The following is a 24,228-nucleotide window of genomic DNA, read 5'->3' as shown; positions in this document are numbered from 1 at the left end:
ATCACCCATCTGGACGAGGTTGAGCTTTATGGCCCGGATGATCCGCTGTTCCCCTCCACCGCCCTCAGCGCCAAGCCCGGCACCGGGTTTTGCGCCGAAGGCTTCACCCGCCGCCCATGGCGCAGTTCCGAACCCGTCCGAAAGATCGTCAACGGTGCCTTCAAGACCGCTGGTCTGCAAGCCTTCGGCCCCCATGCCTTCCGGCACATGCACGCCCGGCACACCGCGAAAACCTGTACCACCCCGGCGGAACTGGTCGCCGTCTCTCAAAACCTCGGTCACACGGACGTTCTGACCACACTGCGCAGCTACGGTCAGATCACCCGCGAACGCCAGCACGCAATCGTGACCGGGGAACCGGAAGCAAGAAGCATCGATGACTGATCAGGCCAATTCGACCGTTTCAAGCGGGCACAATGTGTGGGAACGAATGTGGGAACACTCGCCGTTTTCTCAGGAATTTTGGCGGAGAGACAGGCATTCAGAACGATGTGATATGCACTTTGATTCATATAGTTGACTTGTAAAGTGTAGCAAATTGTGTAGCAAAATGTGTAGCATTCTTCGGGCTAGAAGTCAGAGCCCGCATTAGATTGCCTTATGCGCGGACACAGCCAACTTGCTGAGTGTAACCTGTTGCCCCGCTCCGATCCGAGGGCCTACTCAGGGTCGCCTCTGAAGGCTGGAAGCACGGGCATCTTTTGGGCCTCGCCACGTGGCGGCATGGCGGCATGGCAGCTTGGAACCTAAACCGCACAGCCATGTATCGAACTGAATCTCAAATGTAGGGGGGAATCGTTGTGGAAAATTCAACCCAAAGCCGCCCAATCCCTACAGGTTAAGATACCATAGCGCAGCCCGCGCTTGATTTCTTTTGACCCGGGCTACAGCATTTAGGTCGGTCGAGTGACGGCTACGCGGACAAAGTGGGCTTTCGCAGCGGCCGGGATGAATATAGTTTTTTCTTGGCTATCGTTAAACTGAACAACTCGGATGTATGGGCACAAACGTGTCCAATGCATAGTAGACAACTTCCGAAGGGGTAGAGAAGTAGGCCATGGGCGTTAAGTATCTGACAGGCAAACGACTAGCGAAGCGCATCCGCAAGGTCATGGCTGGAAACAAACCTTGGATGTGCGTCGCCTTCCTCGGTCCAACCTGGGCAGAGGAACTGTTCGGCGGCGGCGTCCCGCCCAAGGATCTGCGCGTTCTGTGCGACTTACGAATGGGCATGACCGTGCAAACGGCGCTTCGCGTCGGTGGAGCGCCGAACAACGAAAGCCTACGCCATCTCCCCGATAAGCAAATGCATGCGAAGATCTATGCGTCTGACAGGGGCGCGGTCGTCTGCTCGGCCAATGCCTCTCGCGCAGCGCTGTCTTCCAATAACAGGATCGAGGATGGGATATGGCTATCCCCCGGAGGCGAAGCGTTCCGTGAAGCCGAGGCGACCTTCGAGACGCGTTACAGCAAAGCCGTGAGTGTGGACGCCGATGCTTTTGCCAGAGCGCCGGAGCACTTAGGGGGTCTCAGCGCTGCTGCGATCGGACAAGATCAGGCAGTCGTTCTCAAAAAGCCTCCGACGCTTTTGCAACTTCTTCGCAGCGATCCTGAAGCATTTAAAGGCATCCGCTTCGTCTTTTCGAAGGAGGACGTCGCCAAGGCCGTCGAGGAGGGCGCCAAGGCGGTCATGGAAGAAGAACTGGACAGGGAGGGAGGCGCTGCGGAAGATGGGAGCGCTGGCCGATCGGGCTACGACTACTTCGCCTACTGGGACATGAAGGAGGCTGATTGGCCCGTGCTGTTCATCAACGTCCACCGCAATCCGAACGGCAACATCGTTCTTAGCATGCGTCGCCATATACGGTTCATCCCTGGTGTTTCCGATGGGGAGGGTGAGACGGAGGACGTGTTTGTTGCAGCCAAAGTAAAGTGGAACACCGGCGGAGCAGCGTTCGGCGACCTGCCAAAGCTGGCAAAGCGCGAGCAGTGCGAAAGTGAGATAAAGGACTTGTTTCGGACCGAACGCGCATTTGATGATGTCGCTGGGCAAATTCTTGACGCTATAGGTGCCCGCAAGGCTTTGACACTAAGTTAGCTTCCCTAGGGCGCGGCCCGAAAAATGGCTTCGATGGGGAGACGTTTCCCAATTGCGCGCCAGAGTTACGTGGTGGCTCGGCAGTGCGGGCTGGGCCATCAATCGACGCGCCGTCGATCCCGGCCCTAAAGAGGCGCTAAGCGTCACCTTAGTGCACAGCGAAGCCGCGAGCATTTCTAGCCAATCGGTCCAGTGTGCAGCAGTTTTTTTCAGCCGATTGTCTCGAGAGCGGAAGATAACCTTGAGCGCGGATCCTAGTTATGTAGCGCGTTCCGCAACTTATTAGATCTGCAAAGGGCAAAACTTGGGTGAGATTTACGTGTTCGACGATACATAAATTTATTTGTCGTTAATCAACAGTGTGAGAGAACCTAAGAATGTTTTGGGCATTTTACATCGCAGCTGACTTGGAGACGCCGAACCAGCAGAAGGGCTTGGTACGGGCGGGGAACACAACCGAGGCATTCGCTTTGATTGGCCATCCGGAGACCAACCTTTATCCATTACCTGATGATTTTGAGTGGACTTTCGACGGAAATATATGGTGGGAGCGGCGTTGACCGGCTAAACCTTTTGGCATGAAAGAGAAAAAGCGCAATCCCAATTGGACTCGAGACGAGCATCTCGTAGCTTTAGACTATTATCTCGACAATCGGGATGACTATTTTTCTCCAACTGGTTCAGGCGTTCTTGAACTGGCCTCCAAAATTAGCAGGGTCGCCAAGGCTCTGGGTCTGACCGGATCTGACACATTCAGGAATTCTTCCGGTGTCTCGATGAAGTTGCTGAACTTTCGGTCACACGATCCACAACACCACACGAAGGGCCTGCCCCAGGGCAATAAGCTGGAACAAGTCGTTTGGGATGAGTTCGCGGACGACCCAGATACTCTGAAGAAGGTGGTCGCGAACATCTTGAACGTGGCAAGCACGGGGATGGTAGACGACACACCTGGCCTGACCGATGATGATACGATGGAGGCACGCGAGGGGAAGTTACTTACGCGACTGCACCGCTATCGCGAGCGCAGCACAGCCATTATCAAACGGAAGAAAGCGTCCTTCTTGAAGATGCATGGGAATTTATGCTGTGAAGCATGTGGTTTTGACTTTGTGAAGACTTACGGCGAGCGCGGCGATGGGTTTATCGAGTGCCATCACACCAAACCAGTCTCCGAACTAAAGTCCGGTGAAACAACAAAAATGTGCGACTTGGTCCTGCTCTGTGCGAACTGCCACCGCATGATCCACGCGGCACGACCTTGGTGGACGATAGAGCAACTGTCTGCTTCCATCAATCAAGACGTATAGTGGGCAAGGCCACCGATCGGCCCACCGTCGGTCTCGGCCCATTACGGCCATTGCCGGAGTAGTCAAGCGCTGCGGTGCAGCTTCACCAGACCGGCCATTCGACGCTGGCGCGAAATCGAGGGTGCGGCGAACTGAGGGCGTGCCGGACAAAGTGTGAATTCGATGCAGACGCCCCAATGGCTGCAGTTGGCGCTTCGAGATGATAGCGAACTCGATGTTGCGCGCGGCCACCCTTGTTAGATACTGTCTTTAGCTCGGGAACTCTCGCGGAGCGGTGAATGGATTTTCATTTTATGGAGCCTCAGACTGACGTTGAGCAGCTATTTGGGGGCTTTTGTTGCATCAATGCGATCGGAAGAATTGAGGCAGGTGACGATGCTCGGTTCCGCGAGTTCCTGATTAGGACCATGCCTCCGCCCCGTTTGACGGTGTACATCGACTCGGCGGGCGGCGACGTTGAAGCGGCAATTGGCATCGGTCGCCTTATTCGCGACCACTGGTTTTCAACATCTGTGGGATCGTATGTCTTGGACCACGACCAAGGCGATTCTCATATCATACCTCGCAAGCACATCAATGGCATTTGTGCTAGCGCAGCTACGCTCGTGTACCTCGGTGGACGACTGCGCTACCGTCCGAATGGATCGACGTTTGGGGTACACCGATTCTCGTTCAGGAATCCCTCACCAGATGACGTGGCCAGATCACAAGTACTCTCGGCGAGAATAGCGAGCTACGTTCATGACATGGGCGTGTCGACCGGCTTCCTAGAGCTTTCATCTTCCACATCCAGTACAGAAATTGACACGGTGGATGAAGAAAAGCTTCGCGCACTCAAGGTCATCACCGATGGTGTCACCGAAGCCGAATGGACTGTCCACGCGCGCAATAACATCATGTATGTCAGGGGCGAGCGTGACTCGCTTTATGGACACCACAAAGTCATGCTCTGCTACGCAAAAGGAGCAGGCTTCATGTTCTGGGCCTTTATCGAGTCCCAGGGCAGAGAACATGAACTAACGAACCTCGGATTGGTCGAGATAGTTGTGAACGAAGAGGATATCCGAATTGACATTTCGGAGCGATGCGAGCGCCAAGTGAACGGTAATTATACAAATGTACTCGCGCGACTTACGGAGGATGAGGCTCGTACAATAGCTTTTTCAGAGAGTTTCGGCGTGCAGATCAGGTTCTGCGATGAGTCACCGACGTTCCTCGGGATTTCAGCTGTTTCGACTGACGGTGGCAAAGAGAAATTGCAGACGTTTTTCAACGTGTTTTGCAGCACGTGAACGGTATTTCGGGCTCACCGCCGAATTTCGCGGTGGCGCGGCGTGATCGCGCTGCGAGCGTCGGTCGCTCGCGTTGCACTCGGCCCTCAAGACATTCACATGCGCGCGGTCCGCTGCGTCGCAACATCCCATTACCCACCGTTGGACGATCGATCGAGATGCCTTAGCCGCCGTGCGGGGCGAACCCAGACCCAACGCTCACTTGAGTCCTGAAGCCAAAAGATCGAACGCTTCAATTTCTCGGACTAGGAACTCAATGTCTTGTAATTCATCAGAAAATGGATCGCGCACCTTTGGCAAAGATACTTGGGAATTTTGGTGAACATGGTCACCCCGCCGTTCCCCGAGGTTTTTCAGCTGGATCAATAGCGCTTCATCGAATTGATTGGGGGCCATTCCAATTGGCAGATATAAATCAGATATGTTCTTAGGCTTTATTCCATGATTGCCCTTTATGACTGACCGTTGAGCGGAGATAGCATTATACACAAGAGTTTCGAATTTGCTCTTGCTTGATTGCTCAGTGGGGTTTTCGGGTAGGGTTGGTTGTTTTTGAGACCGGTACGCCAGCATCGCAGCAACAGCATTGGTTACACGTCCGTGCTGACGCCAGTGTTTCTCCGCAGAGTTAACAATTTTGCTCGCTATTGATTCAAGGTAGATTTCCACTTCCGCATGGCAGAACGTAATGAATGCACGGCATTGGGTTAGCTCGTGGACCGAGTACCTTCCATCTAAACGCCTCTGAAAATTGAGGAATTGGCCCCTAAGACTACCAATATTCTTCTTGAGCGTACCGTATTCTCTTGAGGGCAAATCATACTCCAAAATCAATTGTCGGCACGTTTAATCCAGAAATCTGGGAAAGTACTTCGGCCCATTTATTGAATCGGTTGTTGTTCGCTTCGTTGGTTTTGGTAGTTCGTTCGATCGACGCCAAGAAATCTGGGTCTTGCTCGCATAGACGTTTGAACTCAGATACGATCTCACCACTCTTTCCGTCCAAGGCAGCACGCAATTTCGGGTCGCCGAAGAAATGTAACATAATGTCAAAAACCGCTCGGTTCTTCCGTGGCTCAAATTTCTCGCCATTCCATTTTCGAAGGTAGTTCGCGCCTCCAAAAACATCCTCAGTAAAGGAAAAAGCGTCCTCCATCGCTTGGACTTGTTCCTCGAGCATCTGTTGACTTTGCTCCCAAGATTCATTGAATCGCAGAGTTGTGTCGTCAAGGAACAGTTTCAAATTTCCAGCGTATTCCGAAGCAAAGTTTTTGTATGCTAAATATCGTAGAAGTACTTCTGCATCCCTCATTCGAAAATCTGGTTCTTTTAGCTTCAATGCTGTCCGCAAACCGATAGATTCGGCAGAAGCATCGTCTACGAAGTTCGAAAAGGGACCGGGATGCAAGGCCTGACGCAATTCTTGGGGGGAAAGTTGAACGCTACCCGTATTGATCCGAAGGAAAACTTCCCAAAGGTATGCTTCACTCTTCCAGTTGCGAATGACGATCGTTCTGATGCTTGAATTTTGAAATGCAGCAAGATCCTCGGAAAGATCTTCATCATCGAGAAGATCTTTGTACATTTTTTTGTTAAGGTCGCTTCGTTCATTCAAGTCCTTCAGCTTTAGCGGCTTGAAGTCGCTTTCATCCCCTTCTGATGCAAACCTGCGAATTGCGAGAAGCCGTTGCTTCCCATCAATTACAATATAAGAGCCCTTCTTACGCTTGTCCTCGGCCAAAATGAGCTGTGGAATGGGGAGCCCAAGTATCAAGGATTCCACGAACAAGCTCTGCTTGTTCTCCGACCACGCGGAACGTCGCTGGAAAGAAGGGTTAAGATCAATGTTGCCTCTGTTAAGTTGAGATAGCACAGTTTCGGCAGTCCAGTCAGTCGACCATAGGGCTGCGCCGTCCGCCCAGTTGTCGACGTGCTCTAGATCGTCCAAGTCCTCATTAATGTCCGTTTCAAGAAGTGCATCTTCAGTCATCTTTATTCTTCCGAATTGGAACAAGTTGAGGGAGCGTCATCTACAAGAAGAAAGCCTAGGCAAAAAGGAATTCAGTTTCCACAGGGTTTTTGCACTTGGATACGAGAGCAACATGAACAAGCAGACATTGGCTTCCACTTGCAGCGAACTTCTGCTTCCCGCCCCCTCCTGCTCGTGCGTGGGTGATCGAAGCGACGACTGAGAAGCTGCGGCGACAGGCAGAGATGCCCGCAGTCCAGACAAAGACTGCTGCCTAACTTACATATGAGGGGTGAATTGTGGCTTGAGCGGACCGCACACTCGCGGCGCTTGCGAGGGATGCAGCAACAGACGGGGACGTGTTCACCCGGTGTTGCTACTGCCCACACCCCTCCACTAACCCATTGTGCCGGTTCAGCCCAACCGCGAGCGCGCGATCCTCAGCGACGATCCGTCTCGCCAGATCCGCGCTGTCGGTCTGTAGTGGCTCTGCCAGCGTGCAGAAGTCGCCGTCACTCAGGCCGGGCTTTGGGGCGCAGGAGGCCATCCACAAGAGCATCATCAGTGCGATCACGTATTTCATCTTCGATCTCCTTTGCGTGCCGGAGGGCGTCGATCTGCCGGGCGGCCCGGTCGGTCTGGATGGCGGCACCCTTGTCGGCCCGCCCCCAGCCGTAGGCGGTGAGGCCAAGGGCGGCGATCAGGGTCAGAAGCCCTGCGGCGATGTAGATCCGGGTCATTTTCCAAAGCCCAGACGGCGGTGCGGCGCGCGGCGCTCGAACCAGAACCAGACCATGCCCGCGATCGAGACGATATTGGCGACGGCCTCTGCCAGCTGCATGGCGGTATCTCCTACGGCCTCCGGATCGATATCGCCGAAGACTTCGGGCAGGACGATGGCCCCGACAGTGACCAGAGCGGCCACGGTGCTGCGGGCTTTGAGCGGGTTCAGGATGGGCAGGTCGGTGTTCGGGGTCATGCGGCGTCCTCCAGGGTTGCGCGGATGTGGGCGAGCTGCTCGGCCATCTGGGCCAGATCGGTGCGCAGCCGGGCGATCAGATCGAGATCGAGATCGAGATCGAGATCGAGATCGGGCTCGGGGGTTGTCTCGCCTGCGAAGGTGACATCGGCTGCGTTCAACAGCGCAGCATGGAGCGCGCCACGGGTCTGCGGGCCGCTCAGCCCGTCCGCCCGGATCCCGGCGTGGCGCTGGAACCCGATCACGTCGTCTGCACGGAACCCGAGCATCAGGAGTGCGGTGCGGTCATAGCACTCGAGCCGGTCTTCATAGCCATTCAGGCCACCGTTGATCCGGCGCGTGACCATCTCGATGTCGTTGTCATCGGCGTAGCGGTTCAGCGAACGCCCGGTCGGGTTGCCGGTGTCCCAATACCAGATCGCCGTGAGCCCCTCCCACGGGTCGCTGTTCACCGCATCCGGGTCGCGCTCGAAGTCAGGCGCCAGAGGGTTCAGCGCCGAACACCAGAGGGTGAAGCGGCGATAGTTGCCACGCCCGGTTATCTGGATCGGACCGCGCCCCTTGAAGCGCTTGCCATCGCCGGGCTGGGTGTTGCCCAGATCGAGGCGCCCTTCATAGCGGCGCTGCGCTGCCGTCGGCCCCCAGATCTCCTGATCGTAGATGAAGCCCTGCGACTCGTGCGCCAGCTGGCTCAGGAAGTGCGCCAGCCGACGCGGCTTGCGCAGGCCCATATCCACGGCATGGGCCGCCAGAGCGGCGAGCACGGGCCTCGTGTTATGGGCAGGCGGTTTGGATCGCCGGATCGCGGCGAGGAAGGCAGCATCGATCTGCATGGATATCTCCAATGTTGAGAGCGAAGAGGGAGGGTCAGATGCGGAGGCGCAGCGGGGCGCTTACTCCGCGCGAACCTCAAAGACGGGGCTCGGCGGCACCGAGAACCGGGAGAAGCCGGGGCAATCGACGGGATCGATCTGCGGGAGATAGCTGTAATCTCCCGCCCGCATGTCCTCGGGAAGAGCAACCTCGACGGTGAACGCGCTGAATTCATCCGTGACCGGCGCCCGTTGGGCGGGGGTCGTGTAGGTCAGGCTGGGGTCCAGCCGCAGGGTGCGTGAGGAGATGAACTGCGCCGTGACGATCGCGTCACAGGGTGCGTTCTTCCGCATCACGTAGACCAACGGCACCGATGATCCCGGCGCGAACGGCCCCGGCAACGCGAGCACCGGATTGCCCCGGAAATCCACCAGCTCCCGGGGCTGCATCTGCTCGACGCGATCGGCGAGCACGCCAACCTGATCCGACAACACCTCGATGCGCTCGGCCAATTCGTGATTGGCGCGCTCCATCACCGCGACCAGATACCCTTCAAGATGCGGGCGCGCGATCAGGAACAGCGAGGCCGAGATCGCACTCAGAGCCGCGATCAGCTTCGAGACAGACACAAGCGACGAGGAGATCCACGTCGCGATCAGTTCACCGGCAGGCATAGGCTCACCCTTCTGGCAGGAAATCTCTGGCGTGCTGGCAGTATTCCTCCCAGAGCGCGGCGCGGGCGGGGGTGTCGGCGAGACCGCCGGCGGTCAGCAGGAGGGCTGCGAAGCGCCCGTTTGCGGCGTTGATGGTGATCGGGTCGCTGGAGAGCGGCGCATCACCGATGAAGAAGCTGACCGGGTCGCGGTCGTTGATCTTCAGCGTCGCGGTGCCGTCGGCGCGGCGGGTGGCCTGCAGGGTGTACCAGCCGCCTTCGGTGATCCGCAGGCGCGTCCGTTCGGCCAGCGTCAGGGTGTCCTCGTAGAAGAACGGCGTGGCGCTGAAGAACGTCATGTGGTGGAGGCCCTTGCGCACATAGAGGCTGATGGCGGGCGGGTTGATGACAGACGAGGTGTATTGCGCGTCCTCATCGATGTTGCCGTCTTCGTCGAGCGGACGCAGGAACGCCTCCGAGCAGTGGATCAGCAGCCCCACCGAGTAGTCGGTCAGGTTCGCCATGGGCTGGTTGATGGTCAGGACGTCGTTCAGCGTCGGCAGATCGTAATGGGTGGGGAAGAAGGTCCCGCCCGTGGCGATAAGCGGCGCGCTGTTGCCATACGCGTCGACCTTGCGGATCAGCGGCTTTAGGCGGGTGCCATCCTGCGAGGCCAGCGCGCCCGAGGGGGCGTAGATGCCATCGAGATCCGCGCCAAAGGTGGAGCGGATGCGGTCGAGGATATCCGCAGAGCCCGAGAGCGGGTTGCTGATCTGGTAGGGCAAGCGCAGGGCGGTCATGGCTGGCTCTCCTCTGCGTCAGAGATCACCGCGCCCGCGTCCCAGTCCTCCCCGATCGTGCCGATCGACTGCAGGAAGGCGTGATCATCCGGCCCGAGCGGGATCTGGTCGCCCGCGGCGTAGGACTGGCCCGCAAAGACCAGCGTCCCCCTGAGCGCAAACCCCCGCCGCTCGACCGGCCGGCGCCCGGGATCGCGCGCGGCGTCGGCCCGCTGCGTGGCTTCGGCTTCGGCTTTGCCCTTCGCTGCCATCTCCGCCGCCGTCGGTTGGGATCGGATCATGTGAGGAACTCCGTGCTGTCGATGATGTCCGAGGGCAGCCACCGCTCCAGATCGACATCCGGCAGGATCATCGAGGGCTTGCGCCAGTCGGTGCGCAGGCGGGTGCGGTGGGCGCACCAGTTGGGGCTGGCCGTGCCCTTGAGATTGGCGCGCTGCCAGGCGTGGAAGAGCGCAAAGGGGCCGGTGGGCAGCTGGTCGAGGGTGAGGATATAGGCCCGGCCCGAAGGCGCGACGGCAACATTCGTCACCTGCGCGGGCGCCGTGCCGGGGGGCAGGCTGTAGCGCGCCGGCAGGTGCTCGGTGCTGCTGTCGAGGATCGGGACGATCTCAAAGCCCATGCCCTCGTTGATGCCGATCCCGCCATAGGGATCGGGGGCAATGATCAGGCGCTCGTCCGGGCGGAGCCAGCCGTCATAATCGACCACCAGCTGATTGCCCGAGAGGGTGACCTCGGGTTTGCCGATATTCCACTTCTCGCCCTGCTGCACCGCGCGGGCCGCCTCGGCGCACATCTCCGAGAACCATGTGGTGCTGACCGCGTCGGGGTGGACGTTGTCATCGGCCAGCGTGATGCGGTGATTGGCCAGCGACGTGGCGAGCACCGTGTTGGGCGTTTCGGTCCCATAGCGGATCTGCGCCAGTTTCACCTGGTAGTGCATATCCAGAGCCGAGCTCTCGGTCGCGCCTCCGCTCTGGACCATGACCCAGAGCGGGTCGGCGGGATCGTCCATATAGGTGTCGAGCAGCCCGCGCAGATCCACATTCCGCGCCTGCGCGAGCTTCGCCAGATATGCGGACGGGAGATCCGACCGGTTCGCATGCCCCTGCATCCAGATGAAGACGGGCATGTCGAGGGTGAAGCCGAAGCGGTCGGCGGCGGCGCGGGCGCTTTCGAAGGTGTTGAGAACGTGCTGCCACTGGATGCTGGTCGAGGGGTCGGCCATGAAGCTCGCCCAGAGCTCCTCGATCGACGCCCCGGACTGGGCCACGGTGCGGGAGATGACCGTCGGGAACTTCGGGTCGATCTGCGCCATCTCGCGCACGTAGCGGTGGGTGAAGGGATAGGCGACCCCCATGCGGGCGGGGCTGATCTGGGGAGAGATCAGGCCCGACGAGATCCCGCCATAGGAGGAGTTGCCGAAGACGGAGTTCGCGCCATTGCCGTCGATATCGACGAAGAAGGGCGTGGCGGGCCAATAGACCGGGTTGCCATAGGGGTAGCCGAAGGCCAGCGACTGCCCCCGGGCGAGGATCAGGGAGAGGGGCCGCGCCCCGGGCTGGGTGATGGTGGGCAGACCGCCCGGCAGCTTGCGGAAGGCGCGGTGGATCTCGCTCCAGGTGGCGTCGAGGAAATCGACCGCGCCATCGGTGCGCGGTGTGATCGCCATGGCGCTCTCGGGAATGCCGGTGCGGAACCGCTCGGCCCAGAGAATGTCGCGCAGCACCTCGCGGGTGAACCGGCCCCCGATCTCGCCTGCGGCATTCACCGTCATATGGGTGCCCGATCCGCTGCCGAACACCTCCACGGCCTGCCCGCCGGCGGGCGCATCGGATCCGCGCTGATAGGCGGCGATATGGGCGGGGGTCCGCTCCAGACGCAGGCGCGAGAGCCCCACACCGGGATAGATCCGCAGGGTGCCCATATCCCCGGCCAGTCGGATCGACCGGGCGCTCTGGTGGACCAGCCGCCCCCCCAGCACGATCGAGAGCGTGCCGCCCAGATAATGGATCACCAGATCGATGGGGCCGGAATAGAGGTTCGGCACGGTGATCTTCTGGTCATTCACGATCACCTGCGGCGTGCGGCCCGAGACCTGCAGCCCCGTACCGAGATTGAAGCTCTGGCCGCCGAGCTTCAGCAGGTTGCGGTTGCCGATATCGGCGGCTGCGAAGCCCGGGGCCACGTCGAGCAGCGCCGAGATGACAAAATCCCCGTCGAGCTTCAGGCCCGACAGATCGAGCTGGGCGTCCACGCTCTCCACGTCAGTGCCGGGGGCGACAATCCCCACGGGCGGGCCGTAGGGGGTGGGCGTGACCTGCACCGAGAGGTGATGCACGGTCGCGGGCGTCTGCCCCAGAAGGAAGTTGCCGCGATAATCGTTCCGCAGGGTTCGGTCGAATTGCAGGGCAAAGCCCCCCGTGCCGGACCCGATGGCCCGGAAGGCGAAGCGGATGTGGTAGCTGTCCCCGCCCAGCGGCGTGACCTGCGGCTGGATGTGGATGCTCGCAAATCCCGGGGGGCCGGACACGAAGTCGCCACTGGCCGGATCGACCATCACGATGGCCCGGTCAACGGACGTCCCTTCGGGATTGGTAAAGCCGGATGTCAGGCAGCGCATCCCCACCGCCTTCGCGTCCGTCATCGTCACCACGGTGTCCATCTGCACCCATTGCCCGGCAATGAAGTCCACATCCGTGAGCGTCAGGTGGCGCGAGGCTTTGTCCTCGCCGGTGGTGGTGGTCAGGTCATGGGGCGTGTCCCCAATGGCCAGAGGGGCTGCGGCGGAGGGCGCCATCGTCATTTTGGCCGGGGTGAGCGCTCCGACGCCAGTGTTCCACGCGGTGCCGGGCGAGACGGGCCAGAGGGCGTGGGCGCCCAGCCGGGCGGACCAGCTGCGCCCAAAGGCCACGGTCTCGGCGGGCACAAGGCCGGTGGCCTCGGTCAGCGCCAGCCGGGGCGCGGCGCCTTTGGTGGTGAAGCTCTCCGACTTGATCGGCAGCCCCGCCAGCGACAACTGACCGCCCTCGATGTCGAGCACCAGCCCCGGCCCGCGCGCCGTCCCCGCCCGGATCTGCCCATCGAGCGCGGTGTCTTCGGCGATCCGGTTTGCGATCTCGGCGGCGATATCTCCGGCCGTCTCCTGTGCCCAGAAGACGCGCTTCCACCACTTCCCGGTTGCATCGGTTTTGGTGCTGTCGTCGGGCTCGGCCGGAGCAGCCGTCATCGGCGCCCAAAGGCTCGCATCGGTGGAGGTCAGAACCATCAGCCCATCGACCCCGGTCGCTGGCGTCACCGCTCCGATATTTGCGGTCGTCAATCTCTGGATGCGACCATCGCCCAGATTGGCCGCAAGAGCGTTGATTGCTTGCTCGCGATCTTGCCGTTCGGTCGAGAACCGTGTGTCGATCTGACTGAACAGGTTGAGGATATCAGTCTTCTTCGGCGGGACGTTCGCCGCATAGGTCTGATTGGCGTCCGATGTCAGGGACATGGCGGCGCTCCTTTGCGAATAATCATGGTGATGGGTGTCACAGGGTGGTGACAGCGACCCCGGATGAGATCTGGCTTTCAGGGGACTCGGAGGTGAGCCAGTAGCTCGCCCCGGCGGTCTTCGGGACGGTGACCGTCACGCTCTCGGCGGTGGAATAGCTGCGCGTCACCACGGCTCCCGTCGCAGCCGTGCTGCCTTCGACCACATTCGTGCGCCAGAAATTCCGTCCAACGCCGGGGCGGAAGGTGATCTCCAGATCCGTTGCCGCCTCCACAAAGCTGATATTTGACGGATTATCAGGCGCCATCCGGGGGACGTTCACCTCGACACCCGGCACTTCGGTGAAAGCCTTGCTGGCCTGCGGGATAAGCGACGGCAGGATCGAGTTGGTGCTGAAGAAGCCGCCGGTCGCGTATCCCATGCGGAGGTCATAGGACGCGCGGTCTTCGAGGATCGGTGTTTCCATCACGCCGGTCTCCTGATCCACGCGCAGCTCTGTCCAGTTGCTTGCCCCTGTGCGCCGGTAGCCTCCGATCAGATAGTAACCGGGGTTCACCACAGCCACGGCGCGGATCACTCCGCTGCTGGTGAAGATGCCGATGGTTCTCATCTCGACGGTGACGGAGGTGATCACCGGCGTGGGAACCGTGACCGTGCCAGCCGCAACCGGCGCCGGTGTCGATGGACCATTCCCTTCGTCCACCTCCGGGTTCCAGTCCTCACGCGCGGCGCGATTTGCGTGGCGCAGCGTGACGCGGCAGACGCCGTCCTCATCATCGGGCGAGAAGGACCAGCTCTCGATCCAGAATGGCTCGTTGACGATCCCGAAGGGCGGATAGTTCAGATAGACGCTTTCCTCTCCGAGCAGCAGAAGACCCCAGAAGCGAAGCGTGATGTTGAACCGCCATTTGGGGTTCAGAAGGGCGAGCTTGTCTTTGGCCAGCCGCCGGGCCTGGGCAAAGTCCTGCACCCAGGGGAGGTCCAGTTCCCGCGGCTCCACCTCGCCAATCAACCCGATCAGATCGGTGTCCTCCCAAGCCTCTGCCGTGGTGGTCTGATAATTGAGGCCGGGCTCGACATATTCCGGAACGAGCGTGGTCACGCGGTTGAATTCACCGCTGCCCGCACCGCCCTCGATCGTGACGATGTGATCTTCTTCGATGGTGTGGACCGGATCACGCCACTTGCCGACACGAAGGCCAATCTTGCCTGCGGGCGTCAGGTAGAGATGACCGGCACAGGCGTCGAGCATCCGCTGCAGAGGATCTTTCAAAGGCTCATTCAGAGCGTAACTGCCACCCCCCGCAAAGCGCGGCGATGTCCCGCCGCCCTTGCGCGCGATAGGATCATCGCAGTCATTGGCCGCTTGCGTGAACGCGGGGATGTCGAGATCGGTCACGGACAGGCGCCCGAACCCGGTATTCGACAGGAAGTCACAGATCTGGAGAGCCACGTTCTCGGTGTAGATGGTGGTGCTGTCCGAGCGTGGCCCGAGGCGGGGGTCCCAACACCGGCTGCCCCGAACCAGAACGGTCACCTTTGGCTCGCCGCCGGGATAGACCTCGGCGATGTCTTCGCCCTTCACCGCCCGGAAGCGCGCCAGCACCGTGGCAACGCCGTCGAGCCGATGATTTGCCGTCCAGCTCTCCGGGTAATCCCTCAGCAGCTGCGCGTGCTGGCCGCCGGCGTATTCCGCCCCAGACCGACCATTCCGGACATTGATCTTCGCGATGTACTTATAGGGGCCATCATCGACCTTGTTCCCGTCGAGGGTCACGGTCTGATTGTTCAGCCAGATCTTGTCGACCGCCTCGATCCCGCCCGTCGAGATCGCGAGAAGCTTGTAAAGCCAGCGCCGATCTTCGCGATAGCGCCATTCCCAGAAGTGCAGCACGCCCGCCACCCGAACCCGACCGTAATGGCGCAGCCGATCGGCGTCAGACTGGCGGACTTCGGTCTGGAGATCGCGCGGCTTCGGGCCTTTTGGCTGCGTCAGTTTGGCGACAACCACATTGAAGGCAAGGCTCAAGGCGGTCGTGGCGACCGCTGCCCCAACGCCCGTCGCCAGAAAGCCCGCAATGATCCCACCTACCGCAGGCATGGGGACCCCCAAGCCATGACAGCCTGCGCCCGCAGCGCGGCCCCGCCGCGTTCCGTCTTGATCAGCCAGAACGCGCCCCGCCGGATGGCGGCGACCTGCTGTCCGGACACATCGATAATTCCCACGTCGCCGCAGCAGGCCTCCTGATCGACGCGGGTCAGGCGCGCCATCCGTGGCGCGACGAAGCCCGCAAGATCCCCGCCGGTTAGATCCTGCACGTCCTCCTCCGTCGCATAGAACCCACGCAGATCCGCCGCCGGATCAAACCCGAACGCCTCGACGCACCAATCCGCAGCCCAGAGCGTGCAATCGCGCACACCCCAGACGAACGGCAGATGGATCGTCCGGGCGATGAACTCCGTCAGGCCTTCAGCCATCCCGTAATCACCTTGTCCTGCATTTGCCCGACATATTCGCAGCCCCGATCGCCTGCGGATCGCGCCTTCTGGTCGCGGTCGGTATAGCGTCCGAGCGGCGTCCAGTTCCGCTCCGCCAGAAGCGGTTCGGCCCGGATGACGATCCGTTCCTGATCGAAGGACCGCGACGGCTCGACATCCATGATCCGGCCACGGTGCAGCAGAACGGGTGCCCCGACGCTCACGCCATCCAGCCGCAGGAGCATGTATTGCCGCACATCAGCCTGATACCATTCCGCCCGGTTGTGAAACGCATCGTGGATCAGCGTGTCCGTAAAGGATCCGACAACATACTCGGCCTGCCGGACCTTGAGCGGATCACTGGAGGTCACCGGTGCGGCCTCGATCCAATCGCCCACGGGCTGCCATGTGTGACCACCGGCCACCACAGGGGCGGTGCTCTCGGCCAGCCGATAGGAGGCCGAGGCGAACTCCAGCTCAAACAGCCGGATCGCTTCGACGTGATCGCGGTTCGCGTCGAGCAGCGCCACCTGGTCGGGCGTAAAGGTCACCGGTCAAACACCTCGACGAAGCGCAGATCGACCGGCGCGCCATATCGGAGATACTCGCGGGTGCGGCGCCCTTCATCATCGCTGGCAAAGCGCAGACGAATGACCGGGGGATCGACCGCGACGGGCTCACCGGCGGCAATCCCGACCCGCAGGGAGGGTTCGATCCGGATGCGCCCGCCCGACAGGTGCGCTGTGACCCGGTGCAGAAACTTCTGATGACTGAATTCGTCGCCGACCCTGAGAGACGGACGGACCGGATCTGTCAGATCCTGCGTCAACACGTTGGAGCCTGCCGGTGCATCGGCGGTAAAGGTCACCGGATGGACGCCCTTATCCTCCGCATAACCAAAGCCGTCCTCGAACCATGTCCCGTCGCTGTGCGGCGTCTGCAACGGTGAGACGGAATGATCGAACCGGTCCGGGCTGCAAATCGCGAAATCCGTCACGTTAGCCCGGCCATTCATCGAGGCCACGGCGGCCTCGAACTGCTTCACCCGGCGACTGTCGAAGTCACGCGGGATCGACAGCATGACATCCCAGATTGCATTGCCCGTGCCAATGATCTGTTCACGTCCGTTCAGCGCCCGACCTGCCGACCGGTTGTAGAAGCGCGGGAAATACTGCGCATCGAGATGGCGCAGCAGCTCGCTCGGCCAGGACACAACCGCCATCAGCCAGCGCGCTCTTGTGCTGATTTTTGCACCTGGAGCACATTGCTCGCGAAGTCGCGGTCGCGGCGCTGCAGCTCCCGCATCATGATCGCCAGCGTTTCCTTATCGGCGCTCCCCTCGATCACGATCGTCGTCGCAGGGGAGATGTTGACCGGTCCGGCTGATCGCCCTCCCGCTGATCGCGCGAGCGCCGCTTGCGCCTGAGAGACGTTCAGCACCGCGCCGCATCGGGACGGGACAAAGACCTCGGACCGCGGGGTGTTCTCGTTGACCAGATAGGGGACCCCCGCAGCCACCGGGCCGCCGACCGCTCGCGCACCGCCGAGGAGGCCACCCAGAAAGGTGTTGAGAATGTTTCCACCAGACGAACTGCCCGTCGCGACGCCGCCTGCTAAGCTGAAAACGCTGGAGAGCGCGTTTCGGACGTTGCTGACAAGGATGTCCCGGGCAATCTGTGCCCAAACCTGCTTCAACACGTCGCGCAGGCTCTGCGCCCCCGTCGCGACATCCGCGAGGTTGTTTGCGAGACCGTCGATTGTCTTCTGTGTTGCCTTTGATGCGGTCCGGCTCTCCTCGTACTCCTGCGCCAGCCGCCCGACCTCCGAGGCCGTTGCCGAGATCCGCTCCCGCAGGGTTTGCTGACCGTCCGCCGATCGAGCGTCAACATCGATCCCGGCCTCGACCGCCTGCCGCAGGAGGGTTCGCTCGACCCGTTGTGCGGCGATCTCGGATGTCGTTTTCCCCAGCTCGGCGATCTGATCTTCGTATCGCTGCGTGGCCTCTTCCAGAGCATCGTTAATCTTTTCGAGCTCTCGCGCGCGCTGCGCCGCCTCACGATCAATCCCGCCAGCACGTCCCCGACCGCCTCCACCGGTCGGGCGGCGCCGGGACCCGCCGGATCCGCGCCGCCGTTTACCTGAAGAGCTGGCAGAGTCGTAGTTGCGTTGGAATACGACACCGCGCGTTTGGGCGTCCATTACCCCGAAGCGGGCCGCATCAGGACCTCCGACAGCGCCGCTGGTGGCAGCATTGACGGTGCTGGCCATCGCCTGGGCCCGTTCCAGCGAGACACCAAGTTCACTGGCAAGGGCTGCTGCGGCATCAACGCTGTTCCAGATCATGCCCGCCATGTCTGTTGACGCAATGCCTTCTGCGTTGCTCAAGGCAACACCGAGCATCGAGCCAAGTTCATCAGCGGAGATAGCGCCGTCCTCCATCGCCGCCGCGACGGTCGTGGCCTCGACCTTGCCAGAGTTCAAAGCGTCGGCCAGCAATTGCGCCTGATAAGCGGACAGGCCGGTATATTCGGCCAGCGCCTCCGCAGAGAAACTCCCATCCCGCATGTAGCTCGCGGTCAGTTCTGCAAAATCCGAGGACCGGGCCAGCGCTTCTCCAAGCTGTTCCGAGGCGAGTTCCGCGACTGAGATCTCTGATGTCATCTGCTGGATCTCGGCGCGCAACTCCGAGGCATTATCCGCCGCTTCAAGCATCGCCTGGGCCGCCGCTTCTTCAGCTCGAGCTGCTTTGCGGGGGTCTGCGTTGATCCCCTTTGAGTCCTCCAAAGTAAGCTGTGCCAGCCGTGCGGCGTTACCTGCTTCTTCCTGCACGGCTTGCATCTGCTCCCGGCGCGCCTCCAGTTCCGTCCGCAATGCTGTCAGCCGGTTGTCTGTCTGGATCTTCTCCAGCTCGACAATAGCGAGCCGTGCCTCGTATTCGCGTTCGGCGGAAAGGACGGCAGCGTCAGCGGCTTCGGCGCTCAGGCGTTTCGACAGGCTCAGCGCTTCGAGATAGGCCTGCTGCAGGCGGGTCAGTTCAGAAATCGCACTTTTCGCGCCGGACAGGTCGAGCCCGTCGATGGAGGCGAGTTTGTCCCCCGCTTCATCTGCCGCATCGCCCATGTTCAAGAGCGCGTTGATCAGTGGAAAGGCAATCGCCACGCCGGCACCGGCGAGAGCCCCAAAAGCGCCGAACGCACCGAGAAGCTGCGGCAGCTGCTGACCGGCGGCGATCATCGCCGAGGTGCCGCCCCCGACCTGCGTGGCGAAATCCCCGACCTGAAAGCCAACCTGCTGCATCGTGCCGCCATAGCGACGGGAGGCGCCGCCGCTTTGCTTCATGGCGCGGTCGAACTTGCCCAAACCGGTCGCACCGCGCTCCAGATCCATCACGAGGCGTTCAAGAGATTGCTCGTATTGTTTCGTGGTGATGGAGCCGATTTCGAGGGCGCGGTTCAGCTCCGTCACGCCGCGCTGGTATTTCTTACTGGCGGCATAGGCCGGATCGTATTTGCGGGCGAGCCGATCAATCTCCCGTGCCGTGGCTTTCAAGGTCTCATTCTTCGAGACCCGGGCCATGGCGCTGTCGAATTTCTGCGCAGACCGGCGACCGGCTTCCTCGTATTTCGCGATCACCTTGCGGGTCTCGGCCTCCATTTTGGAAACCGAGAACCCCGCTGAGATCAGCATATCGCTGTCATCAGCCATCAAAAGCCCTCCACACCCAGTTCACGAAGCCGCTGTTCGCTCATTGCGCCGCCCGGTCCGGACAAGGGCTTGATACCGTGCTCAGGTCCGGCGCCCTCGAGGAAGGCAAAGAATTCCCAGAGGCTCATGCGTCCGACGTCTCCGGGACCGACACCGCATCGGCCTCCGAGCTGGTAGAAGGCACTGAATTGCCATCGCCCGTTTTTTGTTGATCCGGTGTCGGAGCCGTCACCGGTAAATCCTCCCCCACCGGGTCATCAGCAGGCCCGTAGAGCGCGTGCGCCAAAACCTCCAATGCGGGCGCTTTGAAACTTGCATAGGGATGCTGTCGGCTGATCCGCTGGATCAGTGCATCGGCCTCGACATGGGGCATGCCGCCGCCAATCAGACCCCAGCGCAGGATTTCGAGGAGGTCACCAATGCGCCACTCGCCCCGGCTCAACCGGTGCAGCAGAAATTCAGGGCCAGTGTCGAGGCTCTTCTGCAGCCCTTCAAGCTGAGCCAGGGGGAGACACATGGCGTGAACGCCCCCCGGCCAGGTCACCACGGCGGGCTGCATCAGGCAGCCTTGTCCGTGAGGGTCAGTTTGCCGCTGAACTCAAGCGACAGGTTCCGGCTGATCGAGTTCCCCTCGACATTGCCGATATCGCCAAGCTCGGTCGAGGTCGCGAGCGCAATCCCGTCGATATACTCGACATCGCCCGCACCCGCTGTGACGAAGTGCACCCGCACCGGCAGCATTTTCTGATCGAGAACCCAGCGCAGAACCTTGCCATGGTTCTGCTGCGCCCATTTACCATTGAACGTAGCGCGCGAATCCTGTGCGCCATAGGCCTTGATGGTTTGGATCGATGCCGACCAGTCCTCGCAGTCGCCAATCTTCTCGGAGAGGATTTCATTGGTGATCTCCAGCGAAATCCCCGTCGCTCCGCAGAAATTGACGAATGCGTTGGGGATTTCAGGATCGAAGGCGACCATCACAAGGATGTCCCCCCGATAGGCGAGAGTTGGGTTTCCCATGATTACGAACCTTTCCTGGTCTGTGCCCTCGCGGGCGATTTACGGGTCAGCGGAATGCGCTCTGCCGCGCCGGACTTGACGGCGAGGTCAGCTGCCCATGCGGGCAGGCTTTGGGGCTTTTCTGAGGGCGACAGACGCAGCGACACACCGCGTTTCGGGTCGGTCGCATTGCAGGTGCGATGAATGATGACTTTAACCACGGAGAGCCTCCCGGATGGCCTTGCGTACGGCTGTGCGGATCTTGCGGCGGAAGCCGGCCTTTTTCGCCCGCCAGGCGGCGTAGAAAAACGGCTGGGCAGACGTGCCCGGATGGATGCGCCGCATCTTCGGCTGGGCGTGCGGCGACGTTCCGAATTCGACCATGTGGGCGTAGAAGGCGCCCACGAAGAAGGTGATTTTCAGAGTGGCGAATTGACGCCCTGCGTTTCGGCCAGAGCGGATCGTGCCGATCTTTAAGCTGCCCTTGGGTTCATCGCCCCATGTCCATCCGATGCTGTCGCGAAGATCGCCGTCATCATGCGGCGCAAGCGTTTTCATCATGGCGACGATCTCTTCGGCGCCTCTTTCCATCGCATCGGCAGCTGCCGCGACCGCGATGTCGGGCGTGCGCTCCAGCTGAGTCCGAATGCGCGGGTGGAGTGTGGCCGTCGACGGCATCAGCCTTCCTCGACTTCGATGTGAAAGTCGAACTGGACCACGCCATGAGTGACGCCGGGATCCGGATCGGAGATGATCCGATGGAGGGCGAGCACCGTCTCACCGAGACGGTGTGCTGGCATGATGAGACTACCGCCCCGGATCAGGTCAATCACGCGCCGGGTGAGGCCTTTAGCTTCGATCCGCCCAACAGCCTTCGACCAGACATCGATCTGCAGATTATGGACCTCGGTCTGGACGCATTCGGCACTCTGATCCCGCAGATCGGACGGGCCGAACGACAGATAAGCTGTCTTGCCGGCATACGGGTCATCCGGGACCTCATCATAGATCCAAGCGATCTGGGTCATCAGTTCTGCATCCGCAGTCACCGCTGACTCGATCGCGGTTTGCAGAGCAACGTCGGGAGCAATCATCGACCCGTCATCCGTTCAGCGGCATGGCTTCTGCCAACATCTCAAGATAGCGACGGTCCGCTGCGATGGTGGGTTGTTCACGGATGTCGAATTTCTGGTCTCCCCAAACCGCGCGCCAATGCGGACGGATTGTCATTGTGCGCGCATTGCGACGAACCGTCAGAATGACCGGCTGACGGGCTTGCATGCGTGCTGCCAGCTGCACCTCTCCACCCCGACGCCAGGCCAGCGCTGCGGGCTCGTCGAACTGCGCCTCGTATTCGGTTCGCCGATTGCCATAGCCGTCATTCCCGGTCCCGCGCTTTTGGAACGTCAGCATCCGATCGAGGCGGGCCACAGCTTGCCGTGTCATCCCGCCAGGTTCCTCGCATCAGCCAGAAGATCCGCGACCATTTCGGGCAAGCCGTGCTTTGCGTGGTAGCCTTCACCGGGTTCCCGGTTCTGATCGAGAAACGCCACAACAACCTTCACGGCATGCAGGATGTCCTGAGGCCAGCCTTGCGGGTACTCAGCATCGAGATCGCGCCGCACGTATCGCTTCACGCGAGCCTCTGCGGCGTCGATCAGGTTCTGCAGCCGCACATCATCCCCGGCGTAATCCGAGGCCAGCATCAGATGCGGCTTGAGATCTGCGGGGGTGAGCTGGCTCACGCCTTGGCCTTCCCGTCAGAGGCAGGGGCAGGGGTGGGAGCAGCTTTGAGAGCGGTGAGCTCTGCTTCCAACTCGGCGAGGCGCTCCGCAGCGGCGGCTTCCTTGTCCTGGGCGACGTTCAACTCTGCCTCCAGTTCAGCAGACCGGGCTGTGGCCGTCGCTTCCTTGTCCTGAGCGACGTTCAACTCGGCTTCCAGCTCAGTAGCCCGCTTAGTCGCCGCCGCCTCCTTATCCTGCGAATCCTGCAGAGCGGCTTCCAGTTTTGCCACATCACCGCGCAAATCTGCCGCCGGTCGGCTGCGGCGAGGCGATGAAGCCTCCGGCGTGAACTGGGTCACGCGGGCCTTCCCGGCAGCAGCTTTCGAGACTTCTTCCAGAGCCGGGCTGTCGCCTTCGAGGAGGGGTTTGATCGCTTTGTGAACCTTATGGTCCTTCGGGTCGATCTCATACACCACCCCAAAGCGGAAGGTGCCGACCGCCGTGTGGCGGGTCGAGAGGCATTTCACAAACATGTCTATTACTCCCATGGGAATAGGGCGCGCCGCAGGCACGCCCTCAGATCAGCATCAGGTGCCAGATTGATCAGACGAAGGTGAAGTTGCCCTTCACCATGGCCAGCGCGCGCTTGATCGCCATGGCCACGCGCTTGCGCGCCTTCATGGTGATCATGTCCTCGATGAAGTTCTGATCGTGCTCGGTCGACAGCAGGACTTCGGTCTCGGAGCGGTCGTAATAGGTTGCGGCCATGGCCAGATCGCCAACCAACCATTCGCCCACAGACATGGTGTTCGTCTCGACCACGTCCTTGCCCCAGAGCCGGGGCGTCGCCTGTGCGCCGGGATCGCCGTAAACATAGCGTTCGTCGGTGCCGCCAACCTTCTGCAGTTCGATTGCCGCCCAGTCGGTCGGGTTCAGCAGGATTTCCGCCGGCATGTAGTCTTCCAGCGTAACCTGCAACAGGGCAAGGCGCAGACGATCGATCCTGTTGGCGTTGGGCAGTCCGGCGGCCGCGACAAAGGCCGGGGCTTGGGTGAGCAATCCGGTCAGGTTTTCGCCGACGCCATCTCCGGCGACGATCTGCTTTTCCTCTTCGAGGTCGATCAGGTAGCGCAGCTCGCCGTCGATCTCGGACTGCAGCTGGTCGGCATCGGCGAGGGCTTCCTCGCTGATATTGGTGTGGGTCGCGATCTTCTTGACCCGCTCGACCGCCTTGTCCCAGCCGAACTCGGACGCCCCGCTGGGTGTGGTCTCGGCGACCATCCCGGCGCCGCTCGTCCGCAGGACCTGCTTGCGGTAATGCACCTGGTCGGAATTGGTCCGGCCCGGCATCAGCAGATTGCGCACGAGCAAGCGACGGCGGGGCATGCGCACCGGCTCGCGCTCCTCTTCGTGGTAGATCAGACCACCACCAGATCCCGACGCGGTCGTGACCGCGTTCTGGATCGTCAGAGACAGCGTGCCGCCCTTATAGGTCTTGATCCGGTCGGCGCCTTCGGCCAGCACCGCCTGCCCGAGGGACATGACGCTCGACTTGGAGGACCCGCCACCCGCCGCGACCTGCTGCGAGATCTCCAGCGTCTTTGTCTCGACGCCTTCGACCAGTGCCTTGAGGTCATCGACCGCCTTCATCGTCGCGGATTGCCTGGCCAGCAGCTCATCAGTGGTGGCTTTCGTCGCAGCCGACAGATCACCAGCGGCCTTCGATTCCTTCAGGGCCTGTTCGGCGGTCTTCTTGATCTCACCGTTCAGCGTCTGAAGTTGTTGGTTGACCTCCTTCAGCAGGGCTTCGGGATTGTCACCGGCATCCATCCGGACCGAACCGCGCAGAGCATTCGGGCACGCCGCGGCAAGTGCCGCCACCGAAATGACGGGCATCATAATCTTTGACATAACTG

The 24,228-nt window shown here is 61.0% G+C and carries 27 protein-coding genes and 1 pseudogene; 4 read left to right on the top strand and 24 right to left on the bottom strand.

Features of this window, described 5'->3' with window-relative positions; genetic code table 11:
* From FEV53_RS07725 to FEV53_RS07710, 4 genes and pseudogenes are all read left to right on the top strand, one after another.
* A pseudogene (locus FEV53_RS07725) lies at window positions 1-384 on the top strand (tyrosine-type recombinase/integrase); the annotation flags it as partial.
* 673 nt (window positions 385-1,057) lie between these two features.
* The gene (locus tag FEV53_RS07720) at window positions 1,058-2,098 is read left to right on the top strand and encodes a phospholipase D-like domain-containing protein (RefSeq protein WP_142834233.1); all 1,041 of its coding nucleotides are present in this window, start codon (window positions 1,058-1,060) and stop codon (window positions 2,096-2,098) included.
* Window positions 2,099-2,676: 578 nt separating this feature from the next.
* Entirely contained in the window at window positions 2,677-3,408 is a 732-nt protein-coding gene (locus tag FEV53_RS21450) for an HNH endonuclease (RefSeq protein WP_142834232.1), read from the top strand.
* Between the two features lie 278 nt (window positions 3,409-3,686).
* Window positions 3,687-4,700: a COG3904 family protein gene (locus FEV53_RS07710; protein WP_221931594.1), complete on the top strand. Its 1,014-nt coding sequence runs from the start codon at window positions 3,687-3,689 to the stop codon at window positions 4,698-4,700.
* A gap of 198 nt (window positions 4,701-4,898) precedes the next feature.
* Here FEV53_RS07710 and FEV53_RS07705 read toward each other — a convergent pair whose 3' ends face one another.
* The 24 genes from FEV53_RS07705 to FEV53_RS07595 all read right to left on the bottom strand — a co-directional run bounded on the left by FEV53_RS07705 (window position 4,899) and on the right by FEV53_RS07595 (window position 24,223).
* Entirely contained in the window at window positions 4,899-5,516 is a 618-nt protein-coding gene (locus FEV53_RS07705) for a HEPN domain-containing protein (RefSeq protein ID WP_342778285.1), read from the bottom strand.
* Between the two features lies 1 nt (window position 5,517).
* The gene (locus FEV53_RS07700) at window positions 5,518-6,690 is read right to left on the bottom strand and encodes a DUF262 domain-containing protein (RefSeq protein ID WP_142834230.1); all 1,173 of its coding nucleotides are present in this window, start codon (window positions 6,688-6,690) and stop codon (window positions 5,518-5,520) included.
* Window positions 6,691-7,181: 491 nt separating this feature from the next.
* Entirely contained in the window at window positions 7,182-7,409 is a 228-nt protein-coding gene (locus FEV53_RS07695; RefSeq protein ID WP_142834229.1) for a hypothetical protein, read from the bottom strand.
* Window positions 7,406-7,648 (bottom strand): hypothetical protein, encoded by a 243-nt coding sequence (locus FEV53_RS07690; protein ID WP_142834228.1) that lies wholly within the window; start codon window positions 7,646-7,648, stop codon window positions 7,406-7,408. The genes FEV53_RS07695 and FEV53_RS07690 overlap by 4 nt, the downstream gene beginning before the upstream one ends.
* On the bottom strand, window positions 7,645-8,481 hold the full coding sequence (locus FEV53_RS07685; RefSeq protein WP_142834227.1) for a glycoside hydrolase family 19 protein: 837 nt from the start codon (window positions 8,479-8,481) through the stop codon (window positions 7,645-7,647). Before FEV53_RS07685 ends, FEV53_RS07690 begins: the two co-directional genes overlap by 4 nt.
* Before the next feature lie 60 nt (window positions 8,482-8,541).
* The gene (locus FEV53_RS07680) at window positions 8,542-9,135 is read right to left on the bottom strand and encodes a hypothetical protein (RefSeq protein ID WP_142834226.1); all 594 of its coding nucleotides are present in this window, start codon (window positions 9,133-9,135) and stop codon (window positions 8,542-8,544) included.
* A gap of 4 nt (window positions 9,136-9,139) precedes the next feature.
* The gene (locus tag FEV53_RS07675) at window positions 9,140-9,913 is read right to left on the bottom strand and encodes a hypothetical protein (RefSeq protein WP_142834225.1); all 774 of its coding nucleotides are present in this window, start codon (window positions 9,911-9,913) and stop codon (window positions 9,140-9,142) included.
* The gene (locus FEV53_RS07670) at window positions 9,910-10,194 is read right to left on the bottom strand and encodes a hypothetical protein (RefSeq protein WP_142834224.1); all 285 of its coding nucleotides are present in this window, start codon (window positions 10,192-10,194) and stop codon (window positions 9,910-9,912) included. The genes FEV53_RS07675 and FEV53_RS07670 overlap by 4 nt, the downstream gene beginning before the upstream one ends.
* Entirely contained in the window at window positions 10,191-13,406 is a 3,216-nt protein-coding gene (locus FEV53_RS07665) for a hypothetical protein (RefSeq protein ID WP_142834223.1), read from the bottom strand. Before FEV53_RS07665 ends, FEV53_RS07670 begins: the two co-directional genes overlap by 4 nt.
* Window positions 13,407-13,443: 37 nt before the next feature.
* A complete protein-coding gene (locus FEV53_RS07660) occupies window positions 13,444-15,507 on the bottom strand; it encodes a phage tail protein (protein ID WP_142834222.1) in 2,064 nt (687 codons plus the stop codon).
* On the bottom strand, window positions 15,495-15,884 hold the full coding sequence (locus tag FEV53_RS07655; RefSeq protein WP_142834221.1) for a DUF6950 family protein: 390 nt from the start codon (window positions 15,882-15,884) through the stop codon (window positions 15,495-15,497). Before FEV53_RS07655 ends, FEV53_RS07660 begins: the two co-directional genes overlap by 13 nt.
* Window positions 15,869-16,435 (bottom strand): hypothetical protein, encoded by a 567-nt coding sequence (locus FEV53_RS07650; protein ID WP_142834220.1) that lies wholly within the window; start codon window positions 16,433-16,435, stop codon window positions 15,869-15,871. Before FEV53_RS07650 ends, FEV53_RS07655 begins: the two co-directional genes overlap by 16 nt.
* A complete protein-coding gene (locus FEV53_RS07645) occupies window positions 16,432-17,106 on the bottom strand; it encodes a hypothetical protein (protein ID WP_142834219.1) in 675 nt (224 codons plus the stop codon). The genes FEV53_RS07650 and FEV53_RS07645 overlap by 4 nt, the downstream gene beginning before the upstream one ends.
* On the bottom strand, window positions 17,106-19,589 hold the full coding sequence (locus FEV53_RS07640; protein WP_142834218.1) for a coiled-coil domain-containing protein: 2,484 nt from the start codon (window positions 19,587-19,589) through the stop codon (window positions 17,106-17,108). Before FEV53_RS07640 ends, FEV53_RS07645 begins: the two co-directional genes overlap by 1 nt.
* On the bottom strand, window positions 19,589-19,717 hold the full coding sequence (locus FEV53_RS21870; RefSeq protein ID WP_281283458.1) for a hypothetical protein: 129 nt from the start codon (window positions 19,715-19,717) through the stop codon (window positions 19,589-19,591). The genes FEV53_RS07640 and FEV53_RS21870 overlap by 1 nt, the downstream gene beginning before the upstream one ends.
* Window positions 19,714-20,148, bottom strand: a complete 435-nt coding sequence (locus FEV53_RS07635; RefSeq protein WP_142834217.1) for a gene transfer agent family protein — start codon at window positions 20,146-20,148, stop codon at window positions 19,714-19,716. The genes FEV53_RS21870 and FEV53_RS07635 overlap by 4 nt, the downstream gene beginning before the upstream one ends.
* Window positions 20,148-20,609 carry a hypothetical protein gene (locus FEV53_RS07630; protein ID WP_142834216.1) on the bottom strand — a complete coding sequence of 154 codons (462 nt, stop codon included), beginning with the start codon at window positions 20,607-20,609 and terminating at the stop codon, window positions 20,148-20,150. The genes FEV53_RS07635 and FEV53_RS07630 overlap by 1 nt, the downstream gene beginning before the upstream one ends.
* Before the next feature lie 2 nt (window positions 20,610-20,611).
* Window positions 20,612-20,809: a hypothetical protein gene (locus FEV53_RS07625; protein ID WP_142834215.1), complete on the bottom strand. Its 198-nt coding sequence runs from the start codon at window positions 20,807-20,809 to the stop codon at window positions 20,612-20,614.
* Window positions 20,802-21,266, bottom strand: coding sequence for an HK97-gp10 family putative phage morphogenesis protein (locus FEV53_RS07620; protein WP_142834214.1), 465 nt, complete (start codon window positions 21,264-21,266; stop codon window positions 20,802-20,804). The genes FEV53_RS07625 and FEV53_RS07620 overlap by 8 nt, the downstream gene beginning before the upstream one ends.
* The gene (locus tag FEV53_RS07615; RefSeq protein ID WP_142834213.1) at window positions 21,266-21,682 is read right to left on the bottom strand and encodes a DUF3168 domain-containing protein; all 417 of its coding nucleotides are present in this window, start codon (window positions 21,680-21,682) and stop codon (window positions 21,266-21,268) included. The genes FEV53_RS07620 and FEV53_RS07615 overlap by 1 nt, the downstream gene beginning before the upstream one ends.
* Window positions 21,683-21,689: 7 nt before the next feature.
* A complete protein-coding gene (locus FEV53_RS07610) occupies window positions 21,690-22,034 on the bottom strand; it encodes a head-tail adaptor protein (protein ID WP_142834212.1) in 345 nt (114 codons plus the stop codon).
* A complete protein-coding gene (locus FEV53_RS07605; protein ID WP_142834211.1) occupies window positions 22,031-22,333 on the bottom strand; it encodes a head-tail connector protein in 303 nt (100 codons plus the stop codon). Before FEV53_RS07605 ends, FEV53_RS07610 begins: the two co-directional genes overlap by 4 nt.
* Window positions 22,330-22,845 (bottom strand): hypothetical protein, encoded by a 516-nt coding sequence (locus tag FEV53_RS07600; RefSeq protein ID WP_142834210.1) that lies wholly within the window; start codon window positions 22,843-22,845, stop codon window positions 22,330-22,332. The genes FEV53_RS07605 and FEV53_RS07600 overlap by 4 nt, the downstream gene beginning before the upstream one ends.
* 70 nt (window positions 22,846-22,915) lie before the next feature.
* The gene (locus tag FEV53_RS07595; protein WP_142834209.1) at window positions 22,916-24,223 is read right to left on the bottom strand and encodes a phage major capsid protein; all 1,308 of its coding nucleotides are present in this window, start codon (window positions 24,221-24,223) and stop codon (window positions 22,916-22,918) included.
* Window positions 24,224-24,228: the final 5 nt, after the last annotated feature.

Source organism: Palleronia caenipelagi, assembly GCF_007004065.1.
GTDB classification, from domain to species: Bacteria; Pseudomonadota; Alphaproteobacteria; order Rhodobacterales; family Rhodobacteraceae; genus Palleronia; species Palleronia caenipelagi.
This window is presented reverse-complemented; position numbering and strand designations above follow the sequence as displayed.

What these genes read in the sequence shown, in the direction of transcription:
- FEV53_RS07595 (WP_142834209.1), bottom strand. Translation starts at nt 24,223, where the DNA reads ATGTCAAAGATTATGATGCCCGTCATTTCGGTGGCGGCACTTGCCGCG.
- FEV53_RS07610 (WP_142834212.1), bottom strand. Translation starts at nt 22,034, where the DNA reads ATGACACGGCAAGCTGTGGCCCGCCTCGATCGGATGCTGACGTTCCAA.
- FEV53_RS07710 (WP_221931594.1), top strand. Translation starts at nt 3,687, where the DNA reads ATGGATTTTCATTTTATGGAGCCTCAGACTGACGTTGAGCAGCTATTT.
- FEV53_RS07700 (WP_142834230.1), bottom strand. Translation starts at nt 6,690, where the DNA reads ATGACTGAAGATGCACTTCTTGAAACGGACATTAATGAGGACTTGGAC.
- FEV53_RS07720 (WP_142834233.1), top strand. Translation starts at nt 1,058, where the DNA reads ATGGGCGTTAAGTATCTGACAGGCAAACGACTAGCGAAGCGCATCCGC.
- FEV53_RS07690 (WP_142834228.1), bottom strand. Translation starts at nt 7,648, where the DNA reads ATGACCCCGAACACCGACCTGCCCATCCTGAACCCGCTCAAAGCCCGC.
- FEV53_RS07600 (WP_142834210.1), bottom strand. Translation starts at nt 22,845, where the DNA reads ATGTTTGTGAAATGCCTCTCGACCCGCCACACGGCGGTCGGCACCTTC.
- FEV53_RS07645 (WP_142834219.1), bottom strand. Translation starts at nt 17,106, where the DNA reads ATGGCGGTTGTGTCCTGGCCGAGCGAGCTGCTGCGCCATCTCGATGCG.
- FEV53_RS21450 (WP_142834232.1), top strand. Translation starts at nt 2,677, where the DNA reads ATGAAAGAGAAAAAGCGCAATCCCAATTGGACTCGAGACGAGCATCTC.
- FEV53_RS07665 (WP_142834223.1), bottom strand. Translation starts at nt 13,406, where the DNA reads ATGTCCCTGACATCGGACGCCAATCAGACCTATGCGGCGAACGTCCCG.
- FEV53_RS07680 (WP_142834226.1), bottom strand. Translation starts at nt 9,135, where the DNA reads ATGCCTGCCGGTGAACTGATCGCGACGTGGATCTCCTCGTCGCTTGTG.
- FEV53_RS07615 (WP_142834213.1), bottom strand. Translation starts at nt 21,682, where the DNA reads ATGATTGCTCCCGACGTTGCTCTGCAAACCGCGATCGAGTCAGCGGTG.
- FEV53_RS07670 (WP_142834224.1), bottom strand. Translation starts at nt 10,194, where the DNA reads ATGATCCGATCCCAACCGACGGCGGCGGAGATGGCAGCGAAGGGCAAA.
- FEV53_RS07630 (WP_142834216.1), bottom strand. Translation starts at nt 20,609, where the DNA reads ATGGGAAACCCAACTCTCGCCTATCGGGGGGACATCCTTGTGATGGTC.
- FEV53_RS07685 (WP_142834227.1), bottom strand. Translation starts at nt 8,481, where the DNA reads ATGCAGATCGATGCTGCCTTCCTCGCCGCGATCCGGCGATCCAAACCG.
- FEV53_RS07695 (WP_142834229.1), bottom strand. Translation starts at nt 7,409, where the DNA reads ATGACCCGGATCTACATCGCCGCAGGGCTTCTGACCCTGATCGCCGCC.
- FEV53_RS07640 (WP_142834218.1), bottom strand. Translation starts at nt 19,589, where the DNA reads ATGGCTGATGACAGCGATATGCTGATCTCAGCGGGGTTCTCGGTTTCC.
- FEV53_RS07620 (WP_142834214.1), bottom strand. Translation starts at nt 21,266, where the DNA reads ATGCCGTCGACGGCCACACTCCACCCGCGCATTCGGACTCAGCTGGAG.
- FEV53_RS07655 (WP_142834221.1), bottom strand. Translation starts at nt 15,884, where the DNA reads ATGGCTGAAGGCCTGACGGAGTTCATCGCCCGGACGATCCATCTGCCG.
- FEV53_RS07675 (WP_142834225.1), bottom strand. Translation starts at nt 9,913, where the DNA reads ATGACCGCCCTGCGCTTGCCCTACCAGATCAGCAACCCGCTCTCGGGC.
- FEV53_RS07660 (WP_142834222.1), bottom strand. Translation starts at nt 15,507, where the DNA reads ATGCCTGCGGTAGGTGGGATCATTGCGGGCTTTCTGGCGACGGGCGTT.
- FEV53_RS21870 (WP_281283458.1), bottom strand. Translation starts at nt 19,717, where the DNA reads ATGAGCCTCTGGGAATTCTTTGCCTTCCTCGAGGGCGCCGGACCTGAG.
- FEV53_RS07635 (WP_142834217.1), bottom strand. Translation starts at nt 20,148, where the DNA reads ATGCAGCCCGCCGTGGTGACCTGGCCGGGGGGCGTTCACGCCATGTGT.